Source organism: Methylophaga sp. UBA4204 (assembly GCF_002379485.1).
In the GTDB taxonomy this organism is placed as follows: domain Bacteria; phylum Pseudomonadota; class Gammaproteobacteria; order Nitrosococcales; family Methylophagaceae; genus Methylophaga.
In genome coordinates, this window is record NZ_DFTU01000047.1 from 29,459 (window position 1) to 29,857 (window position 399).

Sequence of the window (399 nt, forward strand, 5' to 3'; positions counted from 1 at the left end):
ACGTCAGCAACTGATCGTGGCTGCACTTCTTGTCTTATTAATGGTGATGACTCGTGGTCATCATTTCGCCGATATCAACGTTTTACCCAGCGCCTCCTGGGCAGTATTTATGCTCGCCGGATTTTATCTGGCCTCAAAATTGTGGTTTCCGGCTTTTTTAGGTCTGGCTGTTGTGCTGGATTTGATGTCGGTATACATAGGCGGCGCCAGTAATTTCTGTGTTTCGCCATCTTATGGCTTTTTACTGCCTGCATATGGAAGTTTGTGGCTGGCAGGTCGCTGGTTTCAATCCAAATACCAATTTAACTGGACTGCTCTGTTTACACTGGCGATGACGCTGGTGACGGTTACCGCAGTTGCCGGCCTGTTCAGTGGCGGTGGTTTTTACTGGTTTTCAGG

Annotated in this window: 1 protein-coding gene; it reads left to right on the top strand. The window is 48.4% G+C overall.

What is annotated here, in order from left to right:
* The coding region (locus B3182_RS06510; RefSeq protein ID WP_414683339.1) for a hypothetical protein at positions 1 to 399 on the top strand (399 nt) is incomplete at both ends.